Source organism: Emticicia sp. MM (assembly GCF_001649495.1).
The window spans coordinates 25,175-49,521 of sequence record NZ_LXHX01000037.1; the positions used below are offsets into that span (position 1 = coordinate 25,175).

The following is a 24,347-nucleotide window of genomic DNA, read 5'->3' on the forward strand; positions in this document are numbered from 1 at the left end:
ATTAGTTCTGTTTGCAAGTTAATAAAAAAGCCACTTGTAAAAACAAGTGGCTTAGATTTTTAAACGTAATTTCTATAAAAAATCCAATTTATTTCAAAAAGCTGGAGTTAGATTAAGAGCTTCCACTTTCTTTATTTCAGGTACTGCTTTCAAAATAGCTTCTTCTAAGCCTGCTCTAAAAGTCATAGAAGACATTGGACATGTGCCACAAGCACCTAATAATTCGATTTTAGCTGTTAAATCTTCGGTTACTTCTACAACTCTCACATTGCCTCCATCAGTTTGTAGATATGGTCTTACGCTATTCAGTGCGTTCTCTACTTTTTCTAATAAATTTTCCATCTAAGCTTATTTTCAGCAAATATATCCTTGTAAAAGTAATAAAAAATAGCAGGAATTAAAAGAAAGAAATAATTTGGTTAAAAACTTTCTTTAACTACAAGCATTCAAATAAAATAAGTTCAAAAATAATAAAGGTTTATCTTACCTCAACTCTGGCTGTTTTTTGACCAGAAGCATTTCGAATTGCCACCTGACGAGCTAATTCTTCAGCAGCATCTCTGAAGGCCTGACTAACAATTGGTTCGTCATCCATCATCACTGGGCGGCCATTATCACCACCCTCTCTAATACTTTGTACAATCGGGATTTGCCCTAATAGTGGCACTTGGAGTTTTTCCGCCATATTTTTTCCCCCATCTTTACCAAAAAGATAATATTTGTTATTGGGTAATTCAGCAGGAGTAAAGTAAGCCATATTTTCAACGATACCTAAAATCGGCACATTGATTTGCTGCTGACGAAACATTGAAACACCTTTGGTAACGTCGGCTAAAGCTACTTTTTGTGGGGTTGTGACAACGACAGCTCCTGTAAGTGGAACCGTTTGAACAAGGGTAAGATGAATATCACCAGTGCCCGGAGGAAGGTCAATTAACAAATAGTCCAAATCGCCCCAATCAACATCACCAAAAAATTGTCGTAGTGCCTGACTAGCCATTGGCCCACGCCAAACAACTGCACTTTCGGGCGGTGTTAGGAAACCAATAGAAATCATTTTAATGCCATATTGTAAGATTGGGTTAATCATGTTTTTACCATCTTTTTGTGTAATCAATGGTTGTACATCTTCAGCACCAAACATAATCGGAATTGAAGGCCCAGAAATATCAGCATCAATAATACCAACTTTAGCACCCGATTTTTTTAACGCCATTGCCAAATTTACTGTAACAGTAGATTTTCCTACTCCACCTTTACCTGAGGATACAGCAATGATATTTTTTACACTTGATAATACAGGTGCATTATTTCTGATAGAGGTTACGTCGGCTGTCATATTAACTGTAACCTGAACATCAGGGTTTAGGTGTTTATGTATAGCATCAACGCAATTTTTCTTGATAAGTTCTTTGAGCGGACATGCTGGGGTTGTTAGAACAACCGTGAATGTTACTTGATTTACTCCTACCTCAATATCTTTAATCATATTGAGCGTAACTAGGTCTTTCTTTAAATCAGGCTCCTCAACTGTACTGAGGGCTTGTAGCACTTTTTCTTTAGTGATGGTTAGTTCTCCCATTTTTGTATTGTTGTACGGGGTAATGTACGGGTCTAAGTAATTATTTTTCCTTTCAGGACTGCCACTTCTGAGCCTTGAGCATGAAGTACTGAAATTGGCTGCTTATCTTTTAAAAAAGCGAATTCTTTACCATAAAGTTCCTCAAAATTACACAAGATTTGGTACTTATTCACTCTATGTACCAACCAACGTGGGTGTTGTACTTGATATTCATTGGTTTTTTGTGTAGAATAAGCCGCATAACCCCAATAATGTTCTGTGATAAATTCTTCTTCGCTTCCTAAACTTATGGTTTGTGGAGTTAAATCTGACCAAACTTGTAAACTATTCCAACCAGAACGCGACTTCCACTCGTATTGTGCAGATATTTCATGATTATCTGTTATAATCTTATGATTACAAGGGTGGGTTGCGTAATTCTCCCTGTAAAGTGAATTGGCAATCAAAGTAATCATAGCTTTTGGTACGATTTCTTTCACAAAAACAACTCCTCTTTTCCATTCACCGTTATCGTTGTAGCGTACATAAAAGCGTAGGTTCACTTCTTCAAAGTTGGTATGAAAGGGGAATTTAATACCTAGCACCTGCGTATCGATAAACTGAAAGCCCACTAAACTTACATAGCACCGACCATTCCAAAAATCGAGTTCGGTTTTGTAGGGGAGGTGTTTCTTTAGAATTTCTGGCGAAACTTCATAATTGGCCATTACTAAGTTTTGCCACTTTGCTTTTAAAAAGGTGTTACCAAACATTTTGAATAGGCTTTTAAACAAAAAAACTATAAAACGATGCAATTGTTACATCGTTTTACAGTTTTTTGTTGAGTTTTTTATGCCGCCACTAATTGCGAACGTACTAACTCAATTTCGCTAGTAACATCAATTTTATTACTTAAAATTGTTAGTTTTTCTAGCAAATCGTTGAGAAACCTTTGATGAGCAGGCGTATCAACTTGAATAGGACGATGATTAAGCGACATTTTTACTTTATTCCACTCTTTTAGGAAAATATTTAAGTCTTCAGTAAAGTAAGTATTTGCAAATTTCTCAAAAATATATTGCTCTGCTTGTTCATTCGGATGAATCATATCTGCCTTGTAGAAACGATAATCACGAAGGTCATCCATCATGATTTCATAACTAGGAAAATAATGTACATCGCTAAAATCTTGCTCCAAATGATAGCACGCAGTACGGAGAATACTCTTACTTACGGAGTTGAGTTGGAGTGTTTCACGCGTATGGCGTACTGGGCTCACGGTCAACAAGATTTTTATCTTATTGTTTTGCATTTTCAAAGTTTCATACATCGGACGGAATTTCATGATAATGTCCTTTACATTGAGTAGTTCTTTTTTGAAGTGCGAAGCAGGTGTTTTATGGCAATTTGATACAATTTGACTGTTTTCCTTGAGCTGATAAACAATTGATGTGCCAAGCGTAATGACTAAAAAGTTTGCTTTACGAAGAAACTGATTTACGTTTCTATGCGTAAGGTTTAACTCTTTTTCAAGCTCTTCTTTCGAATGGGCATAAAACTTCGAATGAAAATCATAATGTTGCCATATTCCATTATTTTCAAGCATAAGATGCTTAAAAATGGGTTGATTTTGCAAACTATGACTAATTAGCTTGAATATCGAAGCGGGGTTAAATACAGTGCCATAAGGATTACAAAGGCATTGTAGTTTATTGTCAGTTAACTGACTACCTATGACCTCGGAAAAACACGAACCAACGGTCATGATTTTTGAGTCAGTGCTGATTTTGAAGCGAGCGGGTGCCACTTCAATTTCAGTACGAAAATCCATTTTATTTATTTTAGGGGTTAGTTATAGTAAATTGACTGATAATCAATTACTTGCGAAGGTAAATTTATATTAGAACACTTGCAAATTATTTCGTAAAAAAATACAAAATTTAATATGAAGCTACTTAGAGCTGATTCTGAGCATTCGGAATAGATAAGCAAATTAGAATGTTTAACTAGGATTTATTGCGTACTTGAAAGACTATGTAGAGGCATCATTTTGTTATTCTCGCTTTAAGTAAGATTCGACTTTTTAGAAAACTGGAATTTTATTTTATTCAAAGGAAAAATTCCTATTAGTAAAACTGAACAGAAATTTTTAAACCATAATATCACCAACAAAGGTGTCATAAGGAGACATAAAAGATTAAAGTTTCTCTACTTTTTTTAATTTATGCATCGGCTAAACAAATGCTTTCGTCTATGTTTTTGAACCAAACCAATAGACGTTGATAATGAAAAGATTTCTTCTTTATTTTCTATTACTACTTATTTTTTTACCAAAAGAATCAGCCGCACAAGTGCCTAAAATGGCGGAAGTAAACACGAAGGTCATCAAAGATGAGTTTTACAATAATATTCCGTTAACTACCATTTTAGCTGATTTAGAAGAAAAGTATGGCTTAAAACTACTTTATGATAAAGATTTGTTGAAGTCATATAATGTTACTCACTGGTTTTCGAATGAAACGATTGAATCGGGTTTGAGGTCAATATTGAAAAAACTACCACTCAAGCAATTTATTGATGAAAATGGATTTATAAGCATTGTCCCAAAATCTGCAAAGATTGAAACCATTGTAGATAAACAGTATAATGGAAAGGCTGATAAGACCAATTTTACACTTACAGGAAGAATCATAGACATCACTAATGGCGAGAATCTTCCTTTTGCATCGGTTAAAGTAAAAGGCGAACAAATAGGTAGTCAGTCGAATGTTGATGGATATTTTACCCTTCTCAAAGTGCCATCAGATACCGTTACATTAGAGATTTCGTATGTGGGTTACCGGACACGAGATTATCATCTAAATCCTAAGCTTGATGTAAATGATTTAAAAATTGAAATTGAGCCTGCAGTTGATATGCTCGATGAGGTGATAGTTGAGGGTGAAAAGACCGAGGTTTTGAAAGCAAATGAAATTGTGGGTATGATAAAAATGACCCCAAGAAACATTGCTAAATTGCCAAATGTTGGTGAGCGTGACCCTTTCAGAGCTTTTCAATTAATGCCAGGGGTAAGTGCTTCAAATGAATCTTCCTCGGGGCTTTATGTACGTGGAGGTACGCCAGACCAAACATTGGTGCTTTATGATGGATTTACAGTTTATCATGTTGACCACCTTTTTGGTTTTTTTTCTGCCTTTAACTATAATGCAATAAAAGATATTCAGCTTTATAAAGGTGGTTTTGATGCGAAATTCGGTGGTCGTATTTCAGCCGTTGCTGAAATTACAGGTAAAGATGGAAATAAAAAAGAGTTTAATTCTGGTGTGGATTTAAGCTTATTAAGTACGAATGCTTACATTGAAACCCCAATTGGTAAAAACTTTACTTTTTTGGTAGCTGCTCGTAGATCATATAAAGGACCATTATATAATAAGTTATTTAAGCGGTTTACAAGTGAAAATCAGACACAAACGCAGCAACAACAAGGTCCTGGTTTTCCTGGTGGTGGACGTTTCGGTAGTTTTAGTGCGAACCAGGTGGCAAGTTCTTATTTCTACGACTTGAATTCAAAACTTACTTTTACTCCCAATAAAAAAGACATTATTTCACTCAGTTTGTATAATGGAACTGATAATATGGATAATTCTTCTAGTTCGAATTTGGGAGGATTAGGAGGCTTTGGTGGAAGAAACATCGGACTTAATACTTCAAATACCGATGTATCCAACTGGGGAAATTTAGGTGGTAGTTTGAAATGGTCAAGACGTTGGAGTGATAAATTTTATAGTAATTCATTGATATGTTACTCCAATTATTATAGTACGCGTGATAATAGTCGAACTATTTCAACTACTCGAGATGGCACAAGTCGAGATGTGAAAATCGGACAGTTAGAAGATAATAATCTAAATGATTTTACCGCGAAAACCGATTTCGAGTGGCAAGCTTTCAGAGGGAATAAGTTAGATTTTGGCTTACAATATACTAAAAACATTATTAAATATACTTACAGTCAAAATGATACAATTACGGTTTTGAATCGAAATGATAAAGGAGCTACCGCCACATTTTATGTTCAAGATAATATAAAACTCTTCGACGGACGCCTGCATTTAATTCCGGGGGTACGCATTACTAATTTTGATGTAACAAAGAAAAATTACGTTGAGCCTCGTTTCTCAGCGAACCTAAATATCACAAAACAATTTAAATTGAAAGCTGCGGCGGGTGTTTATTATCAGTTTGTTAAGCAAATAAACAGAGAAGATATTTCACAAGGAAATCGTAATTTTTGGATTCTTTCAAATGCCGAGTCTTTGCCCGTTACGAAGTCAAATCATTTAATTTTAGGAGGAAGCTATGAGTTAGCAAATTACTTGTTCGATGTAGAATTCTACCAGAAAAATAGTACAAATATCACAGAATATACATTGCGTTTTGTGCCTAAAATTGGTCGAGGTTTAAGTGTATCAGAAACGTTTTTTAATGGTTCAGAGATTGTACGCGGAGTTGATGTGTTGATTCAGCGAAAGTTTGGAGATTTCAATGGTTGGATTGGATATACTTTGGCAGAAGCCAAAAGAAATATCTCTGCTTTTTCTGATAAACCTTATTATTCAGACCAAGATGTTCGCCATCAATTTAAGGCAATTGGCTCTTATAAATATAAAAGGTGGGATTTTGCTGCTACTTGGATTTACTCTTCGGGCCGCCCATATACTTCTATTTTGGGAGCATATCAGTTAGTGCTTTTGGATGGTTCAGTAAAAAACTTTACAAATCCTTCAGATAAAAATGCCAACCGTTTTCCTGCTTATCATCGAATGGATGTTTCGGCAACATATAATTTTAGCTCTCATTTCAATGTAGCTTTTTCAATATTTAATCTTTATAACCGTAGTAATGTATGGTATAAGCGTTTCCAAGTAATTAAAGAAGATGATATTACTGCATTGCAGATTACTAATGTGAAGTATTTAGGTATTACACCAAACGTTACATTAAGTTGGAAATTGAAGTAATTGATAAAGAACAAGAAAAATTAAAGTGTTTTCTAAAATGAAAAATATAAATATCAGCTTTTTCCTGTTGAGTTTCCTAATATTTTTGGGGAGTTGCACAGAAACAAATACCGTGATTAACCCAGGCGATAAGCCTGTTGTTGAGGCATATTTAGCCCCCAATCACCCAGTAAGTCTAAAACTTTATTCAGAAATCCCTTATTCAGATACTTCTGAGGGTGTTTCTCAGCCAATTGATGGAGTTTCTATCAAAATTATTGGTAGTAATGGAAAAACGTTTACACTTACTTCTCAGGGAAGTGGCTTGTACACATCAGCTAATAATGAACTAATTGGCCCAGCAGGCACCACGTATTCGTTAGAATTTGATTTCAAAGGTAGAAAAGTTAGAGCAACTACTGAAATTCCAAGTAAACCCATAAATTTCAAAAGTGATAAAACCGAAATTTCACGAACTCAAATTGATTTATCAAATTTTACTCCAGGGAGTGGAGGAGGGATTCGTCCGGGTGGAGGATTTGACCAAGAAAATACTTCGGTCAATTTAACATGGAGTAATCCTAATAATTACTATCATTTTGTAGCTGTTGAAAATGTAGAGGAAAACCGTGTGCAAATTATTATCCCACCATCTGGGTCAAGTTTTCCAAGTTTTAGATTTTTCAATGAACCACTTATTGGTAGCTCGAATGTTGTTCGTTCGCAAAGTTTCCAATTTTTCGGAAAGCACGATATTATTTTATACCGTGTAAATAGCGAATATGCTGCTTTGTATCAAGCCACAGGTACTACCTCTCAGAATCTTAGTACACCTCCAACAAGCATTATCAATGGATTAGGGATTTTTACGGGTATTAATGCCGATACTGTGAAGTTTGTAGTGAACAAGAATTAAATTTATATCTATTTTTTAAGGTTAGTAAACAGATAAAGGGTTGGCCTTCGCCAACCCATTTATTTTTTACTTCTTCAACAATTATTCTTCCTCAGCGAATTGTCCACCCATGCTTATATTACTTCCAAAGAAAAGGGCGTTTAGGAAAAGTTTATTCGTGCCAAACCAAGTTCCTCTGAAATTTGGGTCGTCAGAAAATAAAATTACTCGACCATTTCCTTCATAATTTATATTTACTGCCGCCGAATTGGCAATTCTTTTCAAAGATTCTGGATGTACATAGCCCGTAATTCGTGGGTTGGCAGTATAGACTAAAACAGAGTTTGCAGCTCCCGTACTTCTCTCTAAAACTGTATTGTTATTTCTGTAAATAGCCATTTTTTTGTTAGTATAACCGAAACCAATTGGACTAGTAATATCAAGTTCAGCTTCAAAAATAGCTCCACCTGTTTGTTTGGCTCCTTCAGCAGCTTGAAAATCTTCAAATGCGATTCGAGTTTTATTTCTACTACTATCTGCTTTTACCTCTCTTAGCTTTTCTTTCGCAATTTCTTGTTTAATTACCCATTCAGTTCCTGTTTTTAAGGTGATAAGCGTGCCACCGTTTGCTACCCAAGCTTTTAGTTTTTGAGCAGATGCTTTATCTAACGCTGAATAGTTTCCACCAACTAAAACTATCGTATTGTAGCGATTGATATTCAAACGTGCAAAATTATAAACTTCTACCTTCGTTATAGGCATACCAATTTTTGTATCGAGTAAATGCCAAACTTCTCCCGCTTCAGAAGCAGTTACTCCTCCACCAACAAGCATCATGGCTTGTGGTTTTTTTACGGATTGAAAACTATTACTGCCCAAATCAATTCCAGTACTGCTAAAGCCTGTTGATACAGGCTCTATATTAACACCTGTATTTTGTGAAATTTGCTTGAGTTTTTGAAATAATTCTTCAGAGCTTATCTTTTGTTTTTGCACCGAAATAAGTAATGTTCCGTGTCCGTACTCTTTTCCTCCAATACTAAATTTTTTGAATGCTGCTTTAGTGAGAATTTGATTTTCTAGTAATTGATTTAAAGCTTTTGGTGCATAGTAATCTGTCCAATCAATAAGATAAGCATACTCACTTTTATTGAATGAACTAGGATTTGGCTTTAAGTCAGCTTTCGTAATTCGTTCACCTTTTGAAAATGCTCCTTTTATTTCGGCGTGAGGTAAACCATAGGCTAAAGCTAAATTCCAAGCCGATGCATCATAAAATAAGCTATCTGCGAAGGTAGTTGGGCGGTCGAAAATAGAACGAACCATTAGATATTGAGGTTGTGCCGAAGGAATAAGGATTGCTTTACCTTTTTTGAAAGACTGGCCTGATTCACTCATATCATTATTCAAATGATAAAACTCAATATTGTGTTGAAGTAATAAATCCCAAAAAGCTCTATTGCGGCTTTGGTCGTAAGAATCACCGATGATATATGCTTTTGTTGGAAATTTTTGTCCTTGAGCAATAGTTTCATTGAAGAAGTTTCGCTGATGCTTTAGTAAAGTTTCTTTTTCGACCAAAGATGCTCTAATGGTAGCTAAAGCATTCACTAATTGATTTCTAACAGTAAATCCAAAGCTTAAATCTCCGTTTTGACTTTCTTGTAAATGTCCGCGTGAACTTGCTTGTTCAAATAAAAGTCCCAAACCACCTTCCATATCAGGGTAACTTGAACCATAGCCGGGATAGAAATTATCGAAAGATTCTTTAGTATAATATAATGATCCTATTTCATTCATAGCTTGCTCAAAATATTTGGCAAATTTGCTATTTAGGTCTTTATAAACAGTTTTGGGCACAAGCGGATTTTCGGCATTTTCTTTAGTTGGTTCAAAAAAATGAGAGGCATTGGTACCCATTTCGTGAAAATCTGTTACAACATTTGGCAGCCATTGATGATAATACGCCAAGCGATTTCTACTTTCTACATTTACTGCCAAATACCAGTCACGGTTCAAGTCAAACCAATAATGATTCGTTCGTCCACCCGGCCAGACCTCATTGTGTTCACGGTCGTTGGCATCAGCAACCATTGGGTCGCCTTTGTGCATATTTGCCCAATGGGTGTGTCGGTCACGGCCATCGGGATTAATTACGGGTTCCATTAAAATTACCGCATTTTTCAGCCAATTGAGTGCTTCTGGGTCTTGGGTTGCCGTCAAATAGTAGGCAGTAAGAATAGAAGCTTCTCCACCAGAAGGTTCATTGCCATGCACATTGTATCCCAACCAGATTATCGCTGGAGCTTTTTGTGTATCAGGCATTGGTTTTGAAGGGTCAGTAAGGGCTAAGTGTTCTTTTCTAATTTCTTCTAAGCGATTGATATTTTCAGGAGCTGAAAATGTTACAATTATTTGTTCTCGATGCTCATTAGTTTCTCCTATTTTTTGTACCGTTACTCGGTCAGATACTCGGTCGAGTTCACGCATATACTCCACTAATTTATCATGTCGAGTATGATGCAAACCGATACCATAGCCAAGAAATTGCTCGGGGGTTGGAATTGCAGGGTTTAGCTGTTTTTTAGGAAAAAAATAATCGTTTTGGGCATTAGATTGACATAAATAGCCCAATAAGAAGAGCAACGTCAGTAGTTTCTTCACGTTTTTTTAGGGTTTAGTTTGTGATAATTTATTTAAAAAAATGGGAGGATACTTTCAGAATCCCCCCATTTTTTTTCTGAGCGAAAGAGGACTCATATCAGTCCAAGCTTGCTCAATATACTCAAGACACTCTTTTTTTGTTCCAGTTTTACCTATATCTTTCCAGCCTAAAGGGTTTTCTCTAACAACAGGCCAAATACTATATTGTTCTTCGTGGTTTACTAAAACCTTATAAAGAATTTCGTCTTCGTAGTCCATAGTTGTAATGGGATAGAGATTAGATTTTTCAACTTTAAACTAATCGCTTTTTCGAAGAAAAACAAGCATTTTTAGATAATTATTTTCATTTTATCATTACCGAATAGACAAATGTAATTTATTGAATTCCAGCCTTTTGAATATAATTTATTTAAAAAGTATTATGATTCTTTGAGTACGTATATTGTATCGGTATTTCTGCCATAACCATCATAGTCTAGTCCATAACCTAATACAAATTTATTTGGAATTTCAAAACCCACATAGTCTAGTTTCAGTGGTACTTTTAAAGCTTCTGGCTTAAAAAGCATGGTCATGATTTTGATAGAGGCTGGTTGGTTTGAAGCTAACTGACCTAAAATTTCTTGCATTGTCATTCCAGTATCAACAATATCCTCAACAATTATTATATGACGGTCTTTAATGTCTTCTTTTAAACCTAATACTTGTTTTACTTTTCCAGTAGATTCGGTGCTTTGGTAGGAAGACACTCGGATGAATGTCACCTCACATTCAATGTCAATTGATTTGAACAAATCGGCAACAAACATAAAGGAACCATTCAGCACGCCAATTAAAAGAGGATTTTTTCCAGCATAATCTTTGTTAACTTCTTGAGCTAACTCTTTGATTCTGTTTTGAAGTGATTCGGATTCGATGAAAGGAACGAACGTTTTGTCTCTAATTTGCTTCATTTGATTGCAATTTTAAATCAAAATGCAAGTTAGTAAATTGATTTGAAATTACCTTTGTGTATTGAATACTTCAAAGTGGTGAATATTTTATGTAAAATAATTTTAAGAAAATTTTAAGGTTTGCATAATTTGATGCAAAATCAAGCGTTAAAGATGCATAAATCCAAAAGTATGAATATCGTGAATCCAATATTTTTTAAACGAGTTATTAATTTAAGTGCTATATTATTATTGGTGCTATTGAGCCAGCTTGCTCAAGCACAGTTTTCTTGGTTTGGTGGTACTACTAAGAAAAAACAACATGAGGTTCTTTTAGCTAATAGGGCCATTCAGATTGAAGCCACACAAGCAATCAATAATATGTATAATTTCAAGTTCGATGCCGCAGAACGTGATTTTAGGTGGTTGACCGTTAAATATCCTGAGCACCCCATTGGTTTTTTCTTGATTGGTTTGAATGAATGGTGGAAAATTGTTCCTGATACCAAAGATGAATCGCACGATGATGCCTTTTTTGCTAATATGGATAGAGCAATTGATTTAGCCGATGAAATGCTTGATGATGATGATGGTGATAAGGAAGCGGCATTTTTCGAAGCGGCAGCTTATGCATTCAAAGGGCGTTTACACACCGAACGTGGAAATTGGGTAAAAGCAGCTTGGGCAGGAAAACAGGCATTGAAATATTTGGATAAGTGCCGTGGTTTCGGTGATTTTAACCCTGAATTAGCCATTGGTGACGGACTTTATAACTATTATTCTAAGTGGATTCCAGAAAATTATCCTTCATTGAAACCCATGCTTATATTTTTTCATAAAGGTGTAAAAGCCGAAGGAATCAAGCAATTAGAATATGTTGCTTCCAATGCTTTTTATACTCGAATGGAGGCTAAATACTTTTTGATGCAAATTTATTCGATGGAAAATCAGCATCAGAAAGCTTATTATGAAGCTGCTCAAATGCATGCTATTTATCCTGATAATTCATTTTTTCATCGTTACGCAGCCCGTACCGCCTTTATGCTCGGAAAAGCAGATGAAGCTGAAAAATTAGCAGAAGAACTATTAGCTAATGTGAACGTTGCAAAATATGGTTATGAAAGTACAGCAGGACGTTATGCTGCTTATATTTTAGGATATATCAATTTTAATTACCGTCGAAATTATCCAAAAGCTAAGGAATATTATCAAAAAACAATTGATTTTGCTCTACAGAATGATTCAAAAGATTCTGGCTATTTTTGGGGAGCGAACTTAGGCTTAGGAAAAATAGCTAGTGCAGAGAAAGATTATCAAAGTGCCCTACAATATTTTAATGTGGTGCTCAGTAACGCCGATAAAAAATTAGAAATTCATAAAGAAGCTAAAAAATTAATAGAAGATACAAAAAAGCTTCTGAAAGCCGAAAAGAAAAAGAAATAAGCTCTTTTGTGCAATTTTAAGCCTTTTAGAAGTATTTTTGGACAAATTTACCAAATGAAATGCTTCATCTAAAAAAAATAAAGGTTGCATTCTTTTCCATTCTGATAGTACAATGCTGTTGTTTTCAGAATGGAAAACTCTATGCTCAAAATCTTACCCGTGGGCCATATCTTCAACAATTAAGTTCAAATGGGGTAATTATTCGCTGGCGTACCGATATTCAAAGCAATAGTATTATAAACTTCTCAACTGCTGAAAGTTCAAGTACTTTCTCTCAAAAAATTGAAGAATCTACCCAAGAACACATTGTTCAATTAACGAATCTTCAACCCAATACAAAATATTTTTATTCAGTTGTTTCAGGTGCAAAGACTTTAGCTTCTGGTAAAGATTTCTACTTTATTACTGCACCAACTGCAGGAAATACGCGTCCTATCAATATTTGGGCGATGGGTGACTTTGGAGATGACTCGAAAGAAGTATATATCAAGAATCAAAATGCAGTTCGAGAACAGTATTTAAAGAATAAATCAAATTATACAGATTTGTGGCTTTGGTTGGGTGATAACGCCTATTGTTGTGGTACTGATATAGAATACCAAAGACAAATTTTTGATTTCTATGGAAGTAGTATTTTGGGAAATACAGTTTTTTTTCCGTCTCCCGGAAATCATGAATATTATGAAACTTCGACTGGACAAGTAGATAAAAAGATAAATTACTTTAACGTAATTAGTGTACCAACTAAGGCCGAAATGGGCGGAGTTGCTTCAAATACGAAAGAATATTATTCATTCAATTACAGTAATATCCATTTTATATCGCTTGATTCCTATGGTTTAGATGAAGGAAAATATCGACTTTCTGATGCGAGAAGTAAACAATATCAATGGCTTATTTCTGATTTAGAGGCCAATAAAGGTAAATCTTTATGGACGATTGTATTCTTCCATCATCCACCATATACTAAACGCTCACATGATTCAAATGCCGAGCCCGATTTAGTGGCTATTCGAGAAAGTTTAGTGCCTATTTTTGATAAATATAAGGTAGATTTAGTCCTAAATGGTCATAGTCATTCGTACGAACGTTCGTATTTAATGAAAGGCCATACTGGCCACTCAATGACTTTTGATGTCAATATCCATGCTGTGCAAAATGTTAATGGGAAATATGAAAATGTTGTAGGTTCAAAACCAATCATTAATAAAGATGAAGGGACAATCTATTGTGTTGTTGGTTCGGCGGGTCGTTTAGATTGGAATGGAGACCCCAATCCTCATCCAAGTTCGGTTTATTCTAATGTTACAATTGGCGGGTCATTATTATTTACTATTAATGAAAATCGACTTGATGCTAAATGGGTAGCAGCTGATGGAGTCATTAGAGATAATTTTACGGTTTTTAAAAATGTTAATAGAAATGTAAAATTAGCAGTAGATTATGGAGAGAAAGTTAGATTAAATACTTCTTGGAAAGGTTCGGGTAATTGGTCGAATAAAATACTTAATCAACCCTTTATAGAATTTGTACCAAAAAAAGATACAATAATTTCGGTTGTAGATTCATTAGGTTTCATGAAAGATGTGTTCCAAATTAATGTTTCTCCACAACCAATCATTAGCGTAGAATTAGCTGAAAACACTAAGGTTTGTATAAAAAATACCTTAACAGTTCCCTTTTCGGTAAAAAATACCAGTTTAGACAAATGGACTTATCAACTTGAGTTATCAGACTTGAATGGTAATTTTAACAAGCGATTAGTTTTGGCAAAAAGTTCGAAAAGTCCATTTCAGATTACATTACCTGATACTTTGAAGGAAGGAAGTAACTATCGTTTTAGGGTAAGGCCTAATGTCGATTTTTTCGCTGAAGTATCAAGTAAAAGCTTTAGTGTATCAACTCCTGCTTCAATCAGTTTTACTGGTAATAAAACTTTACCTTTTGATACCCTTGTAAATCTTAATTTACGCTTTACAGGCACGCCTCCATTTACCTATAAAATTAGTTCTTTACCCGAAAATACTACTCAATTAAAAGAGGTTAGTATCAAAGTTAAACCTAAGGCAGGAGGAATCTATACAATTGAGCAAGTTGGGAATATTTGTGGGGCAGGTATGATATTGGCTGATAATTCACTGACAATCATGTCTCCACTTGCAACAGAAGATGAAAATCAACCGATTTCAGTTTTTCCAAATCCGACTTTAGGTGAAATTTTTATTAAAAATCACACATCTAAGCCAATCAAGGGCAATCTTTATATTCAAAATATTGAAGGAAAATCTGTTTTTATGAAGCAAGTTCTTTTCAATGAATCAGAAAAAATAGATATTCATGAGCTACCAGCAGGATTCTATATACTGAAGATAAAAGCCACGGGCTTGACTATTACCAAAAAAATAATCAAACACTAATTTACATTTCTTTATATTTTACCACAGACTATTTTATGGATAAACTTATCAAAAAAACGATTTTATCATTATTGACTCTTTTCTCATTTGGAGCATTAGTAAGCTGTGCTTCAATTATACACGGAAAAATACAAGATATTGTAGTTTCGAGCCAACCAAGTGGAGCTAAAATTTTTATTGATGGAAAAGAATTCGGACAAACTCCCAAGGTTTTAGGATTACCAAGAAATGGACGATTTGAAGGTGAACCTTCTACAAAGCAAGGATATAAAATATCTATTACAATGGAAGGCTACCAACCTTATGAAACAATCCTACAAAGGAAAGTAGATGGCTGGTTTTTTGGTAATATCATTTTAGGTGGAGTGATTGGAATTGTGATAGATGCGGTCACGGGAAGCATGTATAAACTTACGCCCAATCAAGTTTCTGCACAAATGAAGCTTAGTGGAGCAAATGTATTCAATTATAATAAGAGAGAAGTATATATCGCAACTACACTTCAACCTGACAAGAATTGGATAAAAATTGGGCAGTTAAATAAAAATCGATAAAAATATTTCATAAAAAATCCCCGAAATAAGAATTTCGGGGATTTTTATTGGAGTTAGTTTCTATCAAGGAACGGGTAATACCTGTGTGTCTTTGAAGGTTGATAGAATTACCATCGTTTGTGTACTTGCTACCTCTTCAATCTCATTAATTGTTTCCATAATGAGTTTTTGATAAGAATTAATATCTTTTGCGATAACCTTTAGTAAAAAATCGCAAGAGCCAGTTACGTGATGACATTCAATGATTTCTGGTACTTTAGCAATTTTTTCAACAAATGCTTCTGTAACTGCTTTTCTGTGGCCAGAAAGCGAAACCTGTACAAATGTCATTACGCCAAGACCCACCTTTTCTCTATCTATTTGAGCATGGTAACTTTTAATGATACCTGATGTTTCTAATTTTTTTACTCTTTCTAAAGTAGGGGCAGGCGAGAGACCTATCTCTTTTGAAAGTTGAGCGTTTGTTATCTTACCGTTACTTTGTAGAATCTCCAGCAGGGTATGGTCTATTTGATCTAGTTTGTTAATACTCATTGGGAGTAGTTGTTTTAAGAAGTGCAAAATATTCTTTGGTGCAAAGATACGGTTTTTCTTTAATTAAGCAATTGTAAATTTTGAAAAAATAAGAAAAAAGAAAACTTATTTTGGAAAATTCAAAGAAAACAAAAATCAATGATTATCAGCAACTTATCTTTTTGATATTTTATTGTGTGTAATATTTCTTTGAAGGTTACATTTATGTCTAAAATCACTCACTAAAGATTTGGCCAAATGTTTAGTGCTGCGTCCTTGAACTCGCTCTCTCCACATTCGCCATGATGAAGGTTTCATTTCTCTTCGCATGAGTTCTATTACTTCTTGTTCTTTTAATCCAAATTGTATTTCAATGGCATCAAATGGAGTTCTGTCTTCCCAAGCCATTTCAATAATTCGGTCTTTTTCTTGGTCAGTAAGTGTTTTGTACTTTTGTCTCGAATTCATAAAATAAAGATGAATAATATCATTTTTACAACAATCATCGGTCAAGATTGTTTTATAATATGTATTTTTAAAGAAGATGAGAGGAGTAAAAAAAGAAAACTTACCAAGTAAAGTATGTATTGTGTGTGGCAGACCCTTCACATGGAGAAAGAAATGGGAAAAAGATTGGGAGGAAGTGAAATATTGCAGTGATGCTTGTAGAAAAAATAAAAGTGCTTCAAAGTAATTCTTCGGAGGGGTTCCAAAATATGGCTTTGAAATTTACTACTTGGTCTTTTTCCACTTTCACCCCTTCGCTTTCAAGTAATTCTTGCATTCGATTACCGCCAAAATGATGTTTGCCCGTCAATAAACCAATTCGGTTGACTACTCTATGAGCGGGAACATCAGGCAAACCATGACTTGCATTCATTGCCCAGCCGACCATTCGAGCAGCTCCTAAGCCTAAATATTTGGCAATGGCACCATAACTAGTTACTCGGCCGGCTGGTACAAGTTTGACTATTTCGTAAATGTCATCAAAAATATTTTCTTGTGATTTCTTCACTATTTTTGATTCATACTTTCAATTTCACTTTCTAATTCTGCATACCATTCTTTTCCATAAGCTCTAATTAGAGGTTCTTTGAGGAATTTATATACTGGTACACCTAGTTTTTCGCCCAACGAACAAGCATCGCTGCAAATAGACCAACGATCATAATTTATTGCATGATAGCTCTCATATTTTGTGATTCGTATTGGGTATAAGTGACAAGAAATTGGTTTTTGCCACGAAATTTTCCCATCAAGATAGGCTTGTTCAATGCCACATTTTAAGGTTTTATTTTCATCGTAAATGGCGTACGCACACTCTTTATCACCAATGGTGGGAGTTGAATAATCATCTTCCCAATCTTTGATATATTTCCCTTGTTCTTCAATCGCTTTTATGCCCTCTGGCGAAAGATAAGGTTTTACATGTTCATAAATTTCCTCTAAAATTGGAAGTTCAGATTCTTCCAAAGGAGCACCTAAATCGCCTTCTACACAACATGCACCTTTGCATTTTTCTAAATCGCAGACAAACATTTTGTCGGCAACATCATCACTTATACAAGTATTATCAATTAAAATCATTTTATTATTTTTTTACATTGGATATTATCTCTAACAGAATAGAGTCGTGTCAACAAGCAATGTAATTTAAAATTCTTGGCAATAATTATTTCTTGATAATAATTTTTTGTCCAATCTTAACATTTTCACTTTTCATGTCATTCCATTCTTTAATTTGCTTCATAGTTACCCCATATTGTTTCGAAATGCTATATAATGTTTCATTTCTTTGTACTTTATGTATTTTGCTTGAAGTACTATTTTTTTCTGATGAGTTATTAGTAGTCTTTGATGTCTCTGAACTAACAACTTTGTTGCCAGATTTAGGGGGTGTAACAATAAGCACTTGTCCGATCTTTACACGTTCGGTGGTCGAAAAATCATTCCATTCCGCTAATTCCTTTATTGTAATATTGTATTGTCGGGCAATACTATAAAGGGTCTGACCAACTTCAACCTTGTGTGTCCCCGAATTTTGTACTTTGTTAGTAATAGGAGTCGAGTTTTTTCCTGTATTAGGTTTTACTGGACTCTGGATTGGGTTTACTGGCGTGTTTTTTACTGTAGCAGGAGGAGTTTGATTAATTGGTGTTCTATTTGTATTTTCTTCAGTTTCATCACTATCTGAAATAACAATTATATCATCCTCTTCTCTTAGGCGTGGATTTTGTTTGTTTGTTTCTACTACCGAAGTATTCTCAGGAATATTAGTGTTTTTGGAATTATTTTTAGGCGTCTTGTTCTCTTTTTTGCGGTCATTTTTTGTATTTTCCTTTGTAATAGCCTTCTCATCAGTATTTTCGTACTGTTCTTTGAGCGGAACATTTTCAGACTCTTCTATTTCTTTTGTATTAATGGCATCAATAGGTTCATTTTTTGGACGCTTCTTTTGTAAATAGATTACTCTTCCTTTTTGGATAGGTTTAACAGTACGTAGTCGGTTCAATCTCAATAAATTTTTAAGACGTATTCCGTAGATTTGCGATATTTGCCACAAATTTTGCTCTTGAAGTACAATATGTTGAGGAACTGGACCTTTTTTATTCTTTTTTTGTAAATAATAAATCCTACCTTCTTCTGCTAAATCCATAGCTGTCATATCATTATAACGTAAAAAGTCAGGTATTTTCATTTTCCCATTTCTTGCTAAAGCAGCAATATCATCACCCGCTTGAGCTAAGATACCTTTTTTGCCATTAATTTCGTAGAAAACAGGCTCTTCCGGAGCAGCACTTGATGGCGTTATTCTTTTTAAGATAGGAAATTTAGCATTACTTGAAGTCAGTTCAACTGGTTTACTTAGCTTCGATTGAATATTTTCTAAATTTTCAATGGGTACTAAAATAGCAACAGAATAATCTTTATCTCTTGGGATATTATCTGCTATTAGCCAAGAGTTGAGCTTTTTTAATTCGATGGCATCAACATCGAAAATTGTTGCGATATCATCTAGGCTTTTGCCTTTTGAATTTCTATACTCTACAAAAGAAAAACGAGATTCTTTCATACGATTGATTCTATATTCAAAAGCAATTCTGTGTGCAATGGTTTTTAATAAATAACGGTCGGTTTGGCCATCAAAATTAATTTCATTACCATTTGCCCAATGAGGAGGTATTAATTTACTTACGCCAGCTACACCCAGTGTGTAGGAATATAATGTTGAAACCCAATTTTTATAAATCAGATTATTGCGTTTCAGATAGAGAGCTGCTGCTTTGGTTGAGGCATAGATATTTTTTCTTTCATCAATCTCCGAGTCTATTCTAAGGCCCAATTCTTGGGCAGTAGCTTGCTTCATTTGCCAAAATCCAACTGCATTTGAGCTTGAGATAGCATCAGGGAGTAAAGAGCTTTCAGCAACTGCAACATACTTGAAATCTTCGGGAATTTCTTCTTCTTCTAAAATTGATTCAATGACTGGAAAATACCATTGAATTCGCTCTAATTTATCAATTAAGTATTTGTTCTCAGGGGTTAAAAGGGTATTTACTTCTTTTTGTATGAGTTTTTGAGCATCATCATCAAGCTTTATTGTAATACCCGCAAACTCAACTTTCTTAGGTACATCTGGTACGTTGACTCGCTGCCCCAATGTAGTTTGAGTAAACGAAATAGAAAGTAATACTAGAGCAATTATTTTTTTCATTGTTATACAGGAAATAGGGGTTCTTTTACAGGTAACTAGCTTTTACAATTTTCGAACAATTATTAGTCCATCTCTAATGGGTAATAATATATTTTCGGTTCTTGAGTCTTCTTGTAACTTCTGATTATAAGCTCTTATTGAAAGCGTATCTTTATCTTTTTTACTTGGGTCTGCCACTTTTCCACTCCACAAAACATTATCCGAAATAATAAACCCGCCCTTACGTACTTTATCAAATACCAGGTCATAATATTTATCATAGTTGAGTTTATCAGCATCAATAAATACAAGGTCGAAAGTTTCTTTAAGGGTTGGGATTATTTCAAGGGCGTTACCGATTCGAAATTCAATTTTGTCTTTTTGAGGAGACTCATTGATATAACTTCTTACGAACTCTTCTAATTCTTCATTGACATCAATCGTTAAAAGATGCCCATCTTCTTGTAAGCCTTCGGCAAGGCATAGGGCAGAATATCCAGTATATGTACCAATTTCAAGTATATTTTTGGGGCGTATCATGTGCGAAATCATCGATAAATACCTGCCTTGAAAGTGCCCTGACAACATTCTTGGCTGTAAAACTTTTGCATGAGTTTCTCTATTTAAACGTCTGAGAAGTTCGCTTTCACCGGTCGTATGAGCAACGCAATAGTCATCAAGTTCTTCGCTTATAAACTCCATTTTGATACTATGCTATAATTTTATTGAAAATGTTTCTAAATATTCGCGTAGCTACAGATACCCCACTATCAGTTTCCCAATAATGAATTTGGAAGTATGTAAGCACGCAAGTTTTTTATTAATACAAAATTAGAAATTTTTTTAAATATCCTAACAATTTTGGTTATTTTTTTTGAAATAATCAGAATTATTGTAAATATAGAATTTTCAGTAAATAATGAAAATTTGTGTCTTTAAATTAAAAAGGCGAAGAATTAATTTCTTCGCCCATTTTAATGTCTTACACTTTGTTTGTTTTGGCTCTTAAGCTGAAATCGGCAAGAACTAAAGCGGCCATTGCTTCAACAATTGGAACTGCTCTAGGCAAAACGCAAGGGTCGTGTCGGCCTTTGCCCGAAACGATTACTTTTTCGCCTGCCTCATTAATACTTTCTTGGTCTTGCATAATTGTAGCAACAGGTTTAAAAGCTACTTTAAAATAAATATCTTCTCCATTCGAAATTCCTCCTTGAATACCACCAGAAAGATTGGTTTTAGTATGAACTTTGCCATCTTCTCCAATAAAAAACTCATCATTATGTTCTGAGCCCAATAACTCAATTCCTTCAAAACCACTACCATATTCAAAACCTTTCACTGCATTGATACCTAGCATTGCCTTACCAAGTTCTGCATGAAGTTTATCAAAAACAGGCTCGCCCCAACCAGCAGGAACACCTTTGATAACACAAGTGATGATGCCTCCAATTGAATCTCCCTTTTTACGAATTTCATCAATGTAATCGAACATCTTCTGGGCCATCTGTTCATCTGGACATCGAACGGCATTGTTGTCTGTTTTAGATAAATCTAATTCCCAATATTGTTTATCGAGTTTTAATTTACCAACCTGAGAAACATAAGCAGTAATAGAAATAGCATCATTATTTAATAATAATTTTGCTAATGCTCCAGCAGCTACTCGTGCAGCCGTCTCTCGTGCAGAGCTTCTTCCACCACCTCTATAATCTCGATTGCCATATTTTACGGTATAAGTATAGTCGGCATGCGATGGGCGAAATTGCGTAGCAATATGGCTATAATCTTTAGAGCGTTGATCTTCATTCGGTATGACCATCGCAATTGGTGTACCAGTAGTTTTGCCTTCGAATATCCCAGAAAGAACTTGAAACTCATCAGACTCTTTGCGTTGAGTTGTTATTCTCGACTGACCAGGTTTACGTCTATCTAACTCATTTTGAATAAATTCTTCATTAAATTCTACTCCAGCAGGACAGCCATCAACTATAACACCAATCGCTTTTCCGTGTGATTCTCCGAAAGTTGATATTTTAAAGATTTTTCCGTAAGTACTACTCATTTCTAATAATTTGATTTAAAATGAATGAATTGCAAACTTTCAATTCATGAGACTAAATATTAATCAACTTAGTCATTGGTTGTTTTCTTTTTTTTACCCCAGTTAAATAAATACAAACTTCCTAAAAGCATGCAAATAATTAAGAAGTTTGAAATATTCTTAAGCACTTCTTGATAATTGCTTTCAGTTTTGGAGGTATCAAGTTTATCAATACCTGCAAAAATATCATCGGAGGTATCCGTATCTTTACTGGTAATTGTTTTGCCTAATACTCTTATTTTGAGGTTTGATTTTAGGGTATCATAATTGCCTTTTTGAGTATTGAAAAATACCCAAAAGAAATATTTATCGAGTTGGTATTGTCCCGAATCTTTTGGTAAGACTCTATATCTAAATATTTTCTCACGAGTTTTTGTGCTACTAGAATTTACTTGTTTGATTTCAGGGGGATAAAAATCAAAAAAACTATCATTTACAGGCGAATTTACATTGACTGTCGAGAAATTTCCGTCTCCGATAATTTTAAATTCATAACCAAAACTTTTACCAGTATTTAGTTTTCGTGTTTCAATTTCTTCAACTAAACTAAAATTTCCTGAAGCAACTTTGTCTTTTAGAGGGTGGTCTGGTAAGTCGATAACATTAATTTTTTGTGGAGTATCTTTGAATGTAATTTTCTCCTTGATGCCATTTTTCTTGAGTGTTTGAAGCATGTTTAGCTCAACCGCAGGCACAAAGACAGGTTTGTTATTAAGAGGGTAGTAGGTTGCTTCAAAAAACTTAAAAGCAAGGTATTGTCGACCATTAATCAAACTTGAAACGCCTCTAATATCGGTTATTATGGTGCGTTCTTCTAAACAATCAGCCGATTTTATTTTTTTTGCAATGGCATCTACTTGTGCATTCAAATCATCAGGAAAATCCATTTGAATGGTATTGTTTTCTGCAACATAGAATGCCAAAGAAACTTTAAAACCTTCACCCACATATACCTTGGGTTTATCAATACTCATTGCCAAAAAGGCATTATTTTTTGTTTTTTCCAGAGAAATATTTTCGTTGAGGCCTTCCTCTTCGCTTTCTGGTGAGTTTACGGTTATTGTAAAAGATTCGGTGATATAATCTCTATTGTTAATCGTGAGCGTAAATGCTGGAATTTTAAACGTGCCTTCTCTAGTAGGTGTATAATTTTGAGTTATTGTATAACCCAAAGGATTTTTTGAAAATACCTTTTGTTTAGCTCCTTTATTGAAGCTTGGAAGGTCAGGAAAAGTATTGATTACAGATTTATCAGTGTTACGGATGAGTACTTTTATTGTAAAGTTTTCATCAATAGAAATATTTCTTTTGCCCAATTCAATTTTGGTATCATCTTGTGCAAAAAGAAAATTGCTCACCAAAAAAAGCAATAAAATTGAGAAAATATGTAACTTTCGACCATTCATTTTACAAAAATAACCACTATTCCGATTGTTTACTATGTTTCGTTCGATTTTTAAGAAAAGTACTATGCTAGTTTTAGTAATTCTATTTACAAATTCATTATACGCCCAGTGGGTAAAACAAGTTTCAGGAACTGATGCCTCATTTCGTTCGATTCATGCCATTAGTAAAAAAGTAGTATGGGCAGGTGGGACTAACGGAACAGTTTTAAAAACTACCAATGCAGGTGCTCATTGGGAAGTTATAAAGGTATCAGGAGCTGAAAAACTTGATTTTAGGGATATTTATGGGGTAAATGAAAAGATTGCCTACATAATGAGTGCTGGAAATGCTGAAGATGGAGCGGCTAAGATTTATAAAACTATCAATGGTGGTATTAGTTGGGAAGTAGTTTTAGAGTATAAACAGAAGGGTGTATTTTTTGATTCGATGGATTTTTGGAATGAAAAAGAAGGTATTTTAATTGGCGACCCAATTGATGATAAACCATTTATATTAAGAACATTAGATGGCGGAAAATCTTGGTTAAGAATTGCAAAAGAGAACCTTCCTTTAATAAAAGAAGGTGAAGCCTCTTTTGCAGCAAGTGGGAATTGTGTTGTTACAAGGCCTAATGGAAAGGCATGGGTGAATACACAAAATAGAATTTTCTTTACGTCTGATAAAGGAGAAACTTGGCAAGTTTCTGAAACACCATTTAAGAAAGGCCAAACTGCAGGAATTTTTGGGTTACATTTCTGGAGTGACGTTCAGGGAATTGCGGTTGGTGGTGATTATAAAAACGATAAAGCTGAGTATGAAAATGTGGCCTTGACAAATGATGGTGGGCAAACATGGAAGTTTCTACCATCGGCTCAACCTTATGGTTTGAAAGAGGCTGCATCAAGATTACCTAATGGAAATATTATCTTGGTTGGCACTTCAGGAACAAGTCTTCTAGAAAAAGATGAAGAAAATTGGAAAGCATTAGATGACTATTCATTTCACACAATTTCTTGTTTTAAAGACGCTTGTTGGGCAATTGGTGCAAAGGGCAATTTAGCAAAGTTTACAACAAAGAAATAACCATTTAATAGTAAACAAAAAAAGGTCTTCAATGAAGACCTTTTGATTTTTTGTGACCGCGTAGGGATTCAAACCCCAAACCTTCTCATCCGTAGTGAGACGCT

Annotated in this window: 22 protein-coding genes; 7 read left to right on the plus strand and 15 right to left on the minus strand. The window is 34.6% G+C overall.

The features are described from left to right. Positions 1–93: 93 nt before the first annotated feature. The 4 genes from A6M55_RS05450 to A6M55_RS05465 all read right to left on the minus strand — a co-directional run bounded on the left by A6M55_RS05450 (position 94) and on the right by A6M55_RS05465 (position 3,392). A complete protein-coding gene (locus A6M55_RS05450) occupies positions 94–342 on the minus strand; it encodes a NifU family protein (RefSeq protein ID WP_064196834.1) in 249 nt (82 codons plus the stop codon). 136 nt (positions 343–478) lie between these two features. Further along, on the minus strand, positions 479–1,582 hold the full coding sequence (locus A6M55_RS05455; RefSeq protein ID WP_015030330.1) for an Mrp/NBP35 family ATP-binding protein: 1,104 nt from the start codon (positions 1,580–1,582) through the stop codon (positions 479–481). A gap of 32 nt (positions 1,583–1,614) precedes the next feature. After that, positions 1,615–2,334, minus strand: a complete 720-nt coding sequence (locus tag A6M55_RS05460) for a YqjF family protein (protein WP_064196835.1) — start codon at positions 2,332–2,334, stop codon at positions 1,615–1,617. Between the two features lie 77 nt (positions 2,335–2,411). Continuing rightward, a complete protein-coding gene (locus tag A6M55_RS05465; protein ID WP_015030332.1) occupies positions 2,412–3,392 on the minus strand; it encodes a GSCFA domain-containing protein in 981 nt (326 codons plus the stop codon). 454 nt (positions 3,393–3,846) lie between these two features. Between A6M55_RS05465 and A6M55_RS05470 the strand changes: the two genes are divergently transcribed. Further along, positions 3,847–6,582 (plus strand): TonB-dependent receptor, encoded by a 2,736-nt coding sequence (locus A6M55_RS05470; protein WP_064196836.1) that lies wholly within the window; start codon positions 3,847–3,849, stop codon positions 6,580–6,582. 37 nt (positions 6,583–6,619) lie between these two features. Continuing rightward, positions 6,620–7,477 carry a DUF4249 family protein gene (locus tag A6M55_RS05475; RefSeq protein WP_064196837.1) on the plus strand — a complete coding sequence of 286 codons (858 nt, stop codon included), beginning with the start codon at positions 6,620–6,622 and terminating at the stop codon, positions 7,475–7,477. A gap of 81 nt (positions 7,478–7,558) precedes the next feature. Here A6M55_RS05475 and A6M55_RS05480 read toward each other — a convergent pair whose 3' ends face one another. The 3 genes from A6M55_RS05480 to hpt all read right to left on the minus strand — a co-directional run bounded on the left by A6M55_RS05480 (position 7,559) and on the right by hpt (position 11,073). Then, positions 7,559–10,120, minus strand: a complete 2,562-nt coding sequence (locus A6M55_RS05480; RefSeq protein WP_064196838.1) for a M14 family metallopeptidase — start codon at positions 10,118–10,120, stop codon at positions 7,559–7,561. A 54-nt stretch (positions 10,121–10,174) separates the two neighbouring features. Beyond that, positions 10,175–10,387 (minus strand): MbtH family NRPS accessory protein, encoded by a 213-nt coding sequence (locus A6M55_RS05485; protein ID WP_082892932.1) that lies wholly within the window; start codon positions 10,385–10,387, stop codon positions 10,175–10,177. A 152-nt stretch (positions 10,388–10,539) separates the two neighbouring features. Beyond that, complete coding sequence (gene hpt / locus A6M55_RS05490) at positions 10,540–11,073, minus strand: hypoxanthine phosphoribosyltransferase (RefSeq protein ID WP_015030337.1); 534 nt, start codon at positions 11,071–11,073, stop codon at positions 10,540–10,542. 171 nt (positions 11,074–11,244) lie between these two features. Between hpt and A6M55_RS05495 the strand changes: the two genes are divergently transcribed. Genes A6M55_RS05495 through A6M55_RS05505 form a run of 3 tightly spaced genes read left to right on the plus strand, consistent with a single transcriptional unit; the run spans position 11,245 to position 15,466 of the window. After that, positions 11,245–12,495, plus strand: a complete 1,251-nt coding sequence (locus A6M55_RS05495) for a hypothetical protein (protein ID WP_052315434.1) — start codon at positions 11,245–11,247, stop codon at positions 12,493–12,495. A 59-nt stretch (positions 12,496–12,554) separates the two neighbouring features. Continuing rightward, a complete protein-coding gene (locus A6M55_RS05500; RefSeq protein WP_064196839.1) occupies positions 12,555–14,912 on the plus strand; it encodes a metallophosphoesterase in 2,358 nt (785 codons plus the stop codon). 35 nt (positions 14,913–14,947) lie between these two features. Next, the gene (locus A6M55_RS05505) at positions 14,948–15,466 is read left to right on the plus strand and encodes a PEGA domain-containing protein (RefSeq protein WP_064196840.1); all 519 of its coding nucleotides are present in this window, start codon (positions 14,948–14,950) and stop codon (positions 15,464–15,466) included. 63 nt (positions 15,467–15,529) lie between these two features. Here A6M55_RS05505 and A6M55_RS05510 read toward each other — a convergent pair whose 3' ends face one another. Together A6M55_RS05510 and A6M55_RS05515 are read right to left on the minus strand one after the other, a co-directional pair. Further along, entirely contained in the window at positions 15,530–16,000 is a 471-nt protein-coding gene (locus A6M55_RS05510) for an Lrp/AsnC family transcriptional regulator (RefSeq protein ID WP_015030341.1), read from the minus strand. Positions 16,001–16,153: 153 nt separating this feature from the next. Then, a complete protein-coding gene (locus A6M55_RS05515) occupies positions 16,154–16,447 on the minus strand; it encodes a TIGR03643 family protein (protein WP_041693622.1) in 294 nt (97 codons plus the stop codon). Between the two features lie 76 nt (positions 16,448–16,523). On the opposite strand from A6M55_RS05515, the gene A6M55_RS17205 reads away from it, so the two are divergent. Then, positions 16,524–16,673 (plus strand): DUF2256 domain-containing protein, encoded by a 150-nt coding sequence (locus A6M55_RS17205; protein WP_082892933.1) that lies wholly within the window; start codon positions 16,524–16,526, stop codon positions 16,671–16,673. Here the strand turns inward: A6M55_RS17205 and A6M55_RS05520 are convergent. From A6M55_RS05520 to A6M55_RS05545, 6 genes are all read right to left on the minus strand, one after another. After that, on the minus strand, positions 16,665–16,994 hold the full coding sequence (locus tag A6M55_RS05520) for an MGMT family protein (protein WP_015030344.1): 330 nt from the start codon (positions 16,992–16,994) through the stop codon (positions 16,665–16,667). The genes A6M55_RS17205 and A6M55_RS05520 overlap by 9 nt on opposite strands. Then, entirely contained in the window at positions 16,994–17,566 is a 573-nt protein-coding gene (locus A6M55_RS05525; protein ID WP_064196841.1) for a DUF3109 family protein, read from the minus strand. The genes A6M55_RS05520 and A6M55_RS05525 overlap by 1 nt, the downstream gene beginning before the upstream one ends. Before the next feature lie 85 nt (positions 17,567–17,651). Further along, entirely contained in the window at positions 17,652–19,694 is a 2,043-nt protein-coding gene (locus A6M55_RS05530; protein WP_064196842.1) for a LysM peptidoglycan-binding domain-containing protein, read from the minus strand. A 42-nt stretch (positions 19,695–19,736) separates the two neighbouring features. Next, positions 19,737–20,375 carry an O-methyltransferase gene (locus A6M55_RS05535; RefSeq protein WP_015030347.1) on the minus strand — a complete coding sequence of 213 codons (639 nt, stop codon included), beginning with the start codon at positions 20,373–20,375 and terminating at the stop codon, positions 19,737–19,739. Positions 20,376–20,655: 280 nt separating this feature from the next. Next, positions 20,656–21,735 carry a chorismate synthase gene (gene aroC / locus A6M55_RS05540; protein WP_015030348.1) on the minus strand — a complete coding sequence of 360 codons (1,080 nt, stop codon included), beginning with the start codon at positions 21,733–21,735 and terminating at the stop codon, positions 20,656–20,658. Positions 21,736–21,803: 68 nt separating this feature from the next. Beyond that, positions 21,804–23,180 (minus strand): BatD family protein, encoded by a 1,377-nt coding sequence (locus A6M55_RS05545; protein WP_064196843.1) that lies wholly within the window; start codon positions 23,178–23,180, stop codon positions 21,804–21,806. 64 nt (positions 23,181–23,244) lie between these two features. Here A6M55_RS05545 and A6M55_RS05550 point away from each other — a divergent pair, with 64 nt between their 5' ends. Next, positions 23,245–24,243, plus strand: a complete 999-nt coding sequence (locus tag A6M55_RS05550) for a hypothetical protein (protein ID WP_064196845.1) — start codon at positions 23,245–23,247, stop codon at positions 24,241–24,243. Positions 24,244–24,347: the final 104 nt, after the last annotated feature.

Coding starts and splice junctions, on each gene's coding strand:
- A6M55_RS05515 (WP_041693622.1), bottom strand. CDS start 16,447: ATGAATTCGAGACAAAAGTACAAAACACTTACTGACCAAGAAAAAGAC.
- A6M55_RS17205 (WP_082892933.1), top strand. CDS start 16,524: ATGAGAGGAGTAAAAAAAGAAAACTTACCAAGTAAAGTATGTATTGTG.
- A6M55_RS05460 (WP_064196835.1), bottom strand. CDS start 2,334: ATGTTTGGTAACACCTTTTTAAAAGCAAAGTGGCAAAACTTAGTAATG.
- A6M55_RS05475 (WP_064196837.1), top strand. CDS start 6,620: ATGAAAAATATAAATATCAGCTTTTTCCTGTTGAGTTTCCTAATATTT.
- A6M55_RS05495 (WP_052315434.1), top strand. CDS start 11,245: ATGAATATCGTGAATCCAATATTTTTTAAACGAGTTATTAATTTAAGT.
- A6M55_RS05500 (WP_064196839.1), top strand. CDS start 12,555: ATGCTTCATCTAAAAAAAATAAAGGTTGCATTCTTTTCCATTCTGATA.
- A6M55_RS05455 (WP_015030330.1), bottom strand. CDS start 1,582: ATGGGAGAACTAACCATCACTAAAGAAAAAGTGCTACAAGCCCTCAGT.
- A6M55_RS05550 (WP_064196845.1), top strand. CDS start 23,245: ATGCTAGTTTTAGTAATTCTATTTACAAATTCATTATACGCCCAGTGG.
- A6M55_RS05535 (WP_015030347.1), bottom strand. CDS start 20,375: ATGGAGTTTATAAGCGAAGAACTTGATGACTATTGCGTTGCTCATACG.
- aroC (WP_015030348.1), bottom strand. CDS start 21,735: ATGAGTAGTACTTACGGAAAAATCTTTAAAATATCAACTTTCGGAGAA.
- A6M55_RS05530 (WP_064196842.1), bottom strand. CDS start 19,694: ATGAAAAAAATAATTGCTCTAGTATTACTTTCTATTTCGTTTACTCAA.
- A6M55_RS05505 (WP_064196840.1), top strand. CDS start 14,948: ATGGATAAACTTATCAAAAAAACGATTTTATCATTATTGACTCTTTTC.
- A6M55_RS05545 (WP_064196843.1), bottom strand. CDS start 23,180: ATGAATGGTCGAAAGTTACATATTTTCTCAATTTTATTGCTTTTTTTG.
- A6M55_RS05510 (WP_015030341.1), bottom strand. CDS start 16,000: ATGAGTATTAACAAACTAGATCAAATAGACCATACCCTGCTGGAGATT.
- hpt (WP_015030337.1), bottom strand. CDS start 11,073: ATGAAGCAAATTAGAGACAAAACGTTCGTTCCTTTCATCGAATCCGAA.
- A6M55_RS05465 (WP_015030332.1), bottom strand. CDS start 3,392: ATGGATTTTCGTACTGAAATTGAAGTGGCACCCGCTCGCTTCAAAATC.
- A6M55_RS05470 (WP_064196836.1), top strand. CDS start 3,847: ATGAAAAGATTTCTTCTTTATTTTCTATTACTACTTATTTTTTTACCA.
- A6M55_RS05450 (WP_064196834.1), bottom strand. CDS start 342: ATGGAAAATTTATTAGAAAAAGTAGAGAACGCACTGAATAGCGTAAGA.
- A6M55_RS05525 (WP_064196841.1), bottom strand. CDS start 17,566: ATGATTTTAATTGATAATACTTGTATAAGTGATGATGTTGCCGACAAA.